Below are 7,498 nucleotides of genomic sequence, written 5' to 3'. Positions count from 1 at the left end.
CCGCATCGACGATGCACTGCTGGATGAACTGCGCACGGCGGCGGCTGGTGGCGAAAAAGTGCTGCGCTGGTTCAGCAACGACGTGGTCGACGAAGCTGGCGAGGTGGTCGCGCAGGTACGCAAGCAGGTCTATGTGCGCCTGAAGCCACACGCACGGTAAAGCGGGCCGGCGCACGCCCGGCTATCCTCTGCAGCCCTGCCATGGAGGCTGCAATGCGCCTTTTCTTCCTTGCTGCGGCACTGACCGCCCTGCCCTTCGCCGCCACTGCACTGGACGTGCCGCCGGTGCGCTATCCCGCCGTGCCCGCGCACGCCGCCACGGCCGAGGGTTTCGTACCTGCCGGCTGGACGCTGGAATACAGGATCGAAGGCGACCTCGACCAGGACGGGCGCGCAGACCTCGCGCTGGTGCTGCGCCAGCAGGACCCGCGCAACATCATCGAACACGATGGGTTTGGCCCTTCGCCGTATGACAGCAACCCGCGCATCCTCGCCATCGCCTTCGCGCGACCGTCCGGTTACGTGCTGGCCGCGCAGAACCACACGCTCATTCCACGGCCGGACTCGCCCGTGCTCAGCGATGCGCTGGCCGAAGGCACCGGCGTGTCGATCCAGCGCGGCGCCCTGCGGGTTGGGTTGTACTCGTTCTCCAGCGCGGGCAGCTGGTCGATGGGCACCACCACGTTCACGTTCCGCTGGCAGGAAGGCAACTTCGCGCTGATCGGCTACGACCGCGACACGATGATGCGCAATTCCGGGCAGACCGAGGGCCTCAGCGTGAACTACTCCACCGGCAAGGTGAAGCTGACCGAAGGCAGCATGCAGGACGACAAGGAACAGGTGCACTGGCAGACCCTGCGTGACCGCAAGCACTGGACGCTGGACAGCGTCGGTGATGGCTGGGCGTTCAATCCGCTCGGCGACGGCAGCTGAGTGCGGGTCAATCCACCCGCAACGGCATCGACAGATGCGGGCCTTCCCCTTCGCGCGCAGGTCCGCGCCGCAGCAGCTGCAGGTAGCGGCCATCGGCAGACACCTCGGGCGTGCGGGCGTCCGAACGCCATTGCGCCGGCAACCGCGCCAGCGACTCGTCGGCGGGCCCGGGCTGCAGCCGCAGCCAGCGCTGCGCGCCGAGCAGGCGGATCATCGCCGCCGTATCCTGGCTGCGCGCCGCGTACGGCGCATAGGACGGCCCGGCGATGGCACTCAATGTGCATCCCAGCGGATTGGCCATGCAGCGCACATCCCATCCCAGCGGTGGCGACACAGGGAGCGGGACGTCGGCCGCCAGCGCCGTGGCTACAGCAGGCCGGCATGCCCAGCCGAAATTGCCGGCGATCCGGGCCAGGGTGTGGTCGCGATCCAGCAGCAGACGGCTGCCTGCTGTCTGCGTGGACGCTTCCACCGCCGCCTTGTTCATCGCAAATTCGCCCTGCATTGCCTGGCACAGGCTCTGTTCGTTCGCGTCCAGTGGCTGCAGCGCCGCCTCGCAGGGGACGGGCAGCGCGTAATCCGGCGATTGCTCGACCAGCATCTYGCCAAGCAGTGCGGCATGGGTCCGCACCACGGCGGCGCCCATCATGCTGTCCACCAGCGTGCTGCCGGTCCGCATCATCCGCCGACCAAACCGCACCGCGCTGCAGCTGCCCTCGATGGCACCGGCAACATCGCCCTGCAGATAGGCCAATGCCTGTGCACTTGCCCCATCCAGCAGCGGCGCGTAGGCCGGCAGAGGCAGCAGCTCGCTTCCGCTGGGCCTGAACGGGGAATCGAAACGATCATAGTCCGCCATCCGGGCCAGTCGCTCATGCAGGCCGGCATGCCCCGCGTGGGCGTCAGCGAAGCGCTGCGGATCAGCGCGTACCTGTGCCAGGCAGCCGACCGGCCCGACTGCACAACGACCTGAGCGGCCCGGATTCAATGGTGCGTGCCTGGCGGCCAGCACCGACGCTTGCGACGCCTGCGCGGGCGCCGTCTGCCAGCGCTGCAGATCTTCGGCCAATGCCGCCTCACGCTGGGCCAGGTCCAGCCCATCGAAGGGCAGCGTCCACAGTAGGGCGAAGCCGTTCCTGCCCTCGCTGCGATGCGCGGCTTCAAGCAGGCGGACATCCTCCCGCTGGGCGGCCGACAACGGCCAGAACCTCGACAGCAGCCATGCCGCGATGGCGATCACCAGCAGACCCAGCATTGCCCAACCCAACCACCGCAGCATCCTCAACACAGCATCCCTTCCCTGCATGGCCAGCGCCGCCAACGGGCAGCGTAAACGAGCGGCCGCGACCGCTACAATGCGCGCATGTCGCTCGATGCCCCCGCCCTGGTTCCCCGTCCCTCCCTGCAGCGCCTGTTCCTGACCGGCCTGCTGACCCTGTTGCCGATCTGGCTGACCTGGGTGGTGGTCAAATTCGTGTTCGTGCTGCTGTCGGGCATCTCCAGCCCGCTGGTGGTGCCGCTGTCCGAACAGATCGCTACCAGCTTCCCGCATTACCTCGGCTGGGTCCGCGCCGAATGGATCCAGAACACCATTGCCCTGCTGGCCACCCTGCTGGTGATCCTGGCGGTGGGCGTGGCCAGCCGCCGCGTGGTCGGCCAGCGCCTGCTGCGCTGGGTCGGCGCGGTCATCAAGCGCATTCCGCTGGCCAGCATCATCTATGACAGCGCCAAGAAGCTGCTGGACATGCTGCAGACCGAACCGGGCAGTACCCAGCGCGTGGTGTTGATCGACTTCCCGCACCGCGACATGAAGTCGGTGGGCCTGGTCACCCGGGTCATCAAGGAACAGGGCACCGACCGCGAACTGGCGGCCGTCTATGTGCCGACCACGCCGAACCCGACCTCCGGCTATCTGGAGATCGTGCCTGTCGAACTGCTCACCCCGACCGACTGGACGGTGGACCAGGCGATGAGCTTCATCATTTCCGGCGGTGCAGTGGCACCAGCCAGCGTTCCGTTCACCCGCGCCGGCGATCGTTCCGAATGAGCGAGGCGTCGCACGCGCGCCCGCTGCAGGACCGCGCGGTCCTGCTGTTCATCGTGCTGGCTGCGTTCTTCTGCGGCAACGCGGTGCTGGCCGAACTGATCGGGGTGAAGATCTTCGCCCTGGAAGACACCCTCGGCATCGACCCGCTGAACTGGAACCTGTTCGGCCAGACCGGCTCGTTGAGCTTCACCGCCGGCACGCTGCTGTGGCCGGTGGTGTTCATCATGACCGACACCATCAACGAATTCTTCGGCAAGCGCGGGGTGCGTTTCATCTCGTGGCTGGCGGTGGTGCTGATCGCCTACGGTTTCCTGTTCGCCTTCGCGGCGATCTCGCTGGCACCGGCCAGCTGGTGGGTAACCTCGATGGATGCCCACGGCGTGCCCGATTACCAGGCCGCGTTCGCGGCGGTGTTCGGACAGGGCATGTGGACCATCGCCGGTTCGCTGGTGGCGTTCCTGTTCGGCCAGTTGATCGACGTGGCGGTGTTCCACCGCATCCGCCAGGCAACCGGCGAGCGCCATGTATGGCTGCGTGCCACGGGTTCCACTGCGGTCTCGCAGCTGGTGGACAGCTTCGTGGTGATCTGGATCGCCTTCGTGCTCGGCCCGCAGCACTGGCCGACATCGCTGTTCCTGGCAGTGAGCAGCGTCAACTATGCCTACAAGATGGGCTTTGCGATCGCCCTGATTCCGTTGCTGTACCTGATGCGGCGTGCAATCACCCGCTATCTGGGCGAACACCGCGCCGCCGACCTGCGCGCTGCGGCCGCGGCTGACTGAAGCCCCAGCGACGCGCAAGCTGACTGCGCCCCCACGCTGGCCGTACGCGCGCGGATCGTGCAAGCTCCACGGTCTGTGTTCCACGGAAGCTTCTTGATGCCGTATTCCCCCCGCGTCCTGGCCGCCGCCATCGCCGCGTTGTTCCTGTTCAGCGCCGTTCCGCCGGCCGAAGCAGCGAAGAAGAAGGGCAGCCGCCCCGCCGCCGCGCAGACCCGCCAGGCGGCCAAGCCGAAGGCCCGCGCCGGCACACGTGCCACCACGCCCGCCCGCGGCAGTTCGGCGCGCCGCGCCGCGCCGCGCCCGGTCGCCCCTGCCCGTGCGGTGCCCAAGYAGGTGCAGCTGGAGCGGCTGTACGACGAATACTGGGATGCCTCCATGCGGTTGAACCCGCTGCAGGCCACCTTCCAGGGCGAGCCGCGCTACAACGACCAGCTGCCCAACATCCTTTCTGCCGCGTGGCGCCAGCAATCGCACGACTTCACCACCGAATGGCTGGGCAAGGTCGAGAAGATCGGCAGCGACGGCCTGCAGGGGCAGGACCTGCTCAGCTACGAGATCTTCGTGCGTGATGCCCGCGCTTCGCTGGCCGCCGAACGTTATCCGAGCTGGATGATGCCGATCAGCCAGTACTACAACGTCGGCAGCATCATGGCCATCCTCGGCGCCGGTGCTGGCGCACAGCCGTTCAATACGGCCAAGGACTACGACACCTGGTCGCGACGCTCGCTGGGCATCCCCGACCTGTTCGAGCAGGCCATCGACAACATGCGCCAGGGCATGAAGGCCGGCGTGGTGCAGCCGCGCGACCTGATGGAAAAGGTACTGCCGCAGCTGGACGCGGTGATCAAGCCGACCGCCGAAGAGAGCATCTTCTGGTCGCCGATCCGGACCATGCCCGAGTCCATCTCCGCCGAGGACAAGGCGCGCATCAGCGCCGAGTACAAGCGCATGATCGAACTGCGCATCATGCCGGCCTACCGTGCCCTGCGTGGCTTCATCGCCACCGAATACCTGCCTGCCACGCGCAGCAGCAGCGGYCTTGGCGCACTTCCCGACGGCCAGGCCTGGTACGCCAACCTGATCGTGCAGACCACCGCCAGCCAGCAGACCGCCGCGCAGCTGCATGCGCTGGGCGAGCAGCGTGTGCAGGAGCTGCAGGCGCAGATCACCACGGTGATGCGCGACGGCAAGCTGCGCAGTTCGCAGGCCAAGCTGCTGCGCAGCATGCGCAACGACCGCCAGTTCCAGTACAGCGATGCCAACGCGCTGCTCAACCGTTACCGGCAGGTGCAGCAGCAGGTCGATGCACGCCTGCCGCAGGTACTGGACACCCTGCCGAAGGCGCCGCTGCAGATCCGTGCAGTGGAACCGGAGCGTGCCATGACCGCCGCCGCAGCCTCCTACCAGCCGTCGCCGCCGGGACAACCCGGCGTGCTGTTCGTCAACACCCGCGACCTGCCCAGCCGCAAGCGCTGGAACGTGCCGGTGCAGTACCTGCACGAAGCCATTCCCGGCCACCATGTGCAGCTGGGGCTGCAGCAGGAACTGACCAAGCTGCCGCGCTTCCGCCGCCTCGGCGGTGACCTCGCCTTCGTCGAAGGCTGGGGCCTGTACGCGGAAACCCTGGGCGATGAGCTCGGCGCGTACACCGATCCGTACGACCGCATCGGCTATCTGTATTCGCGCCTGCTGCGCGCCGCGCGCGTGGTCGCCGATACCGGCGTGCATGCGCAGGGCTGGAGCAAGCAGCAGGCCGTGACCTATCTGCAGAAAACCGTGGACATGAGCGCTGACGATGCCAACGCGGAAGTGGAACGGATCATGGCCCAGCCTGGCCAGGCGCTGTCCAACGTCGCCGGCCTGACCACGATCATCGCCCTGCGCGACAAGGCCAAGGCACGCCAGGGCGCTGCGTTCGACCTGCGCCGCTTCCATGCCGAAGTGCTGAAGGACGGTTCGATGCCGCTGGATGTACTGGACCACAAGATCGAACGCTGGCTGGCGCAGCCGGCCGCTGCAACGCCTGCGCCCGCGCCCTGACCGCCACGGAGCTGCGATGCGCCCTGCCGCCCTGCTGTGTGCCACGGTTCTCGCTCTGCTGCCGTCGATAGCGTTGGCGGCTGCACCGCTGGCACCGCCGGATGCAGGCATCGATGGACTGATGCAGACCTACGACGGCCAGGTGCCGGGCGCAGCGGTGCTGGTGCTGCACGACGGGCAGCCGGTGTTCCGTCGCGGCTACGGCCTGGCCGTGGTTGAAGATGGCAGCCCAGTGACGCCGGCCAGCAACTTCCGCCTGGCCTCGGTCAGCAAGCAGTTCACCGCTGCGGCGGTGCTGTTGCTGGTCGAGGACGGCCGCCTGGCGCTGGACCAGCCCGCGCGGCGCTGGCTGCCGGAGCTGCCGCCCGCTGCTTTCGGCATCACCCTGCGCCAGCTGCTGTCGCACACCAGCGGCCTGCTGGACTACGAAGACCTGATCGACCCTGCCGACACCCGGCAGGTGCACGACACCGATGTGCTGGCGCTGTTGGCCCGCGAAGATCGACTCGCCTTCGCACCCGGCAGCCAGTACCGCTACAGCAACAGCGGCTACGCACTGCTGGCGCTGATCGTCGGCCGCGCCGCCGGCAGCGACTTTGCCAGCTTCCTGCAGCAGCGCATTTTCCAGCCGCTGGGCATGGCGCACACCGTGGCCCACCAGGACGGGATCGACCAGGTCGCGCAGCGTGCCTATGGCTACAGCGAAGTTGACGGACGTTGGCAACGTACTGACCAGAGCACCACCAGCGCCGTGCTCGGCGATGGTGGCATCTACTCCTCGCTGGACGACCTCGCCCGCTGGGACGCGGCCCTGTACGACGACCGCCTGCTGTCGGCCGCATCACGCAAGGCCATGTTCAGCCCGGCCACCGCCACCACCGAASCSGACGTRCCGCAYTACGGCTTCGGCTGGCGCCTGAACGGCCGCATGCACTGGCACAGCGGCGAGAGCATCGGCTTCCGCAACGTGATCCTGCGCTATCCGGACAAGCACCTGACAGTCATCGTGCTGAGCAACCGCAACGCCACCGAACCCTATCCGCTGGCGCTGAAGATCGCCCAGCGCTGGCTGGACACCCTGCAATGACCACCACGACCACCGGCCTGCTGGGCATCCACCATGCCGCACTGATCTGCAGCGACTACGCCCGCTCGAAAGACTTCTACGTGCGCGTGCTGGGCCTGCGCATACTGGCCGAGAACCACCGCGCGGCACGCGACTCGTGGAAACTGGACCTGGCCCTGCCCGATGGCGGCCAGCTGGAGCTGTTCTCCTTCCCCTCGCCCCCCGCACGGCCCAGCCGCCCCGAAGCCCAGGGCCTGCGCCATCTCGCGTTCCGGGTAGCCGCGCTGGAACCCTTCGTCGAACGCCTGGCCCGCCACGGCGTGGAATGCGAACCGATCCGCGTGGACGAATACACCGGCCGCCGCTTCACCTTCTTCGCCGACCCCGACGACCTGCCGCTGGAACTGTACGAGACCGGTTGAGCGATTTTCAATCGCGGAAATTCATCCACGCATGGCATGGATCTGCGTGTCGACCAAGGTCGACACCCACCAAGAGCAGGCAATGCCATTCCGGCAGATCGCGAAAATCTGTCGAAGGCGGGGTGGGTCCGGTTGCGGGGGTGTCCGCGGCATGGATGCCGCGGCCAAGCCCCCATGGATGGGTTTACGGCGTCCCCCGCAACCGGAC

Annotated in this window: 7 protein-coding genes and 1 pseudogene; 7 read left to right on the top strand and 1 reads right to left on the bottom strand. The window is 67.5% G+C overall.

Translation table 11 applies throughout. From position 1 onward, the window contains the following. Together AC1VAN_RS06260 and AC1VAN_RS06255 are read left to right on the top strand one after the other, a co-directional pair. Window positions 1-160 (top strand): annotated as a pseudogene (locus AC1VAN_RS06260) (tetrameric acyl-CoA thioesterase); the annotation flags it as partial. Window positions 161-213: 53 nt separating this feature from the next. Beyond that, window positions 214-933 carry a hypothetical protein gene (locus AC1VAN_RS06255; RefSeq protein ID WP_442251875.1) on the top strand — a complete coding sequence of 240 codons (720 nt, stop codon included), beginning with the start codon at window positions 214-216 and terminating at the stop codon, window positions 931-933. Between the two features lie 7 nt (window positions 934-940). Here the strand turns inward: AC1VAN_RS06255 and AC1VAN_RS06250 are convergent, their stop codons facing one another. Then, a complete protein-coding gene (locus AC1VAN_RS06250; RefSeq protein ID WP_480985471.1) occupies window positions 941-2,188 on the bottom strand; it encodes a hypothetical protein in 1,248 nt (415 codons plus the stop codon). Window positions 2,189-2,296: 108 nt separating this feature from the next. Between AC1VAN_RS06250 and AC1VAN_RS06245 the strand changes: the two genes are divergently transcribed. From AC1VAN_RS06245 to gloA2, 5 genes are all read left to right on the top strand, one after another. Further along, a complete protein-coding gene (locus AC1VAN_RS06245; protein WP_032975065.1) occupies window positions 2,297-2,980 on the top strand; it encodes a DUF502 domain-containing protein in 684 nt (227 codons plus the stop codon). After that, window positions 2,977-3,762 (top strand): queuosine precursor transporter, encoded by a 786-nt coding sequence (locus AC1VAN_RS06240; protein ID WP_442251877.1) that lies wholly within the window; start codon window positions 2,977-2,979, stop codon window positions 3,760-3,762. The genes AC1VAN_RS06245 and AC1VAN_RS06240 overlap by 4 nt, the downstream gene beginning before the upstream one ends. A gap of 96 nt (window positions 3,763-3,858) precedes the next feature. Beyond that, window positions 3,859-5,802 carry a DUF885 domain-containing protein gene (locus tag AC1VAN_RS06235; protein WP_480985470.1) on the top strand — a complete coding sequence of 648 codons (1,944 nt, stop codon included), beginning with the start codon at window positions 3,859-3,861 and terminating at the stop codon, window positions 5,800-5,802. Window positions 5,803-5,818: 16 nt separating this feature from the next. Continuing rightward, window positions 5,819-6,889, top strand: coding sequence for a serine hydrolase domain-containing protein (locus tag AC1VAN_RS06230; protein ID WP_480985469.1), 1,071 nt, complete (start codon window positions 5,819-5,821; stop codon window positions 6,887-6,889). After that, window positions 6,886-7,290 (top strand): SMU1112c/YaeR family gloxylase I-like metalloprotein, encoded by a 405-nt coding sequence (gene gloA2 / locus AC1VAN_RS06225; protein WP_032975068.1) that lies wholly within the window; start codon window positions 6,886-6,888, stop codon window positions 7,288-7,290. The genes AC1VAN_RS06230 and gloA2 overlap by 4 nt, the downstream gene beginning before the upstream one ends. Window positions 7,291-7,498: the final 208 nt, after the last annotated feature.

The sequence above is a fragment of the Stenotrophomonas sp. 05L44_2 genome (genome assembly GCF_056665995.1).
The sequence above is the reverse complement of the archived record's forward strand: the minus strand, read 5'-3'. Positions and strand labels throughout refer to the sequence as shown.

What these genes read in the sequence shown, in the direction of transcription:
- AC1VAN_RS06255 (WP_442251875.1), top strand. Translation starts at nt 214, where the DNA reads ATGCGCCTTTTCTTCCTTGCTGCGGCACTGACCGCCCTGCCCTTCGCC.
- AC1VAN_RS06245 (WP_032975065.1), top strand. Translation starts at nt 2,297, where the DNA reads ATGTCGCTCGATGCCCCCGCCCTGGTTCCCCGTCCCTCCCTGCAGCGC.
- AC1VAN_RS06240 (WP_442251877.1), top strand. Translation starts at nt 2,977, where the DNA reads ATGAGCGAGGCGTCGCACGCGCGCCCGCTGCAGGACCGCGCGGTCCTG.
- gloA2 (WP_032975068.1), top strand. Translation starts at nt 6,886, where the DNA reads ATGACCACCACGACCACCGGCCTGCTGGGCATCCACCATGCCGCACTG.